The organism is Neisseria sp. P0020.S005 (assembly GCF_051957055.1).
In the GTDB taxonomy this organism is placed as follows: Bacteria; Pseudomonadota; Gammaproteobacteria; order Burkholderiales; family Neisseriaceae; genus Neisseria; species Neisseria subflava_A.
This window is the reverse complement of the sequence record NZ_JBQCWV010000072.1, coordinates 1-441: the sequence shown is the minus strand read 5'-3', so window position 1 is coordinate 441 and position 441 is coordinate 1. Positions and strand designations below refer to the sequence as shown.

General features: G+C 56.5%; 1 protein-coding gene. It reads right to left on the bottom strand.

Features of this window, described 5'->3' with window-relative positions:
* Positions 1–441, bottom strand: a 441-nt coding sequence (locus tag ACTHTU_RS11355) for an ABC transporter ATP-binding protein (protein WP_440362607.1), incomplete at both ends; no start/stop codon positions are given.

Genomic DNA, 441 nt, shown 5'->3' with positions numbered 1-441 from the left:
CTATTGGTTACGACACTGACAAGATTGCGATCGCGGTTGGGCGTGAGATTGATGCGATGCGGACGAATGGCGATCTGCCCTGACCCGCGTGACTTTCCATGCGTGTTGCAGCGATAGGTGCCGCTGCCCAGACGGCAGACGTTTTCGTCAACGATCTCGCAATTGTGGACATTGGCGCGTCCGACAAATTTGGCCACAAACAGGGAGGATGGCTTCTCATAGATTTCTTCCGGCGAACCGAGCTGTGCCAGCTTGCCGCTATCCATCACGCCGACGACGTCGCACATTGTCAGTGCTTCGACCTGATCATGTGTGACGAAAACCGTCGTGATGTCGAGGCGCTTCTGAATCTCGCGGATTTCGATCCGCATGTCGTCGCGCAGCTTCGCATCCAGATTGGACAGGGGCTCATCCAGCAGAAGAATGCGCGGACGGATGACC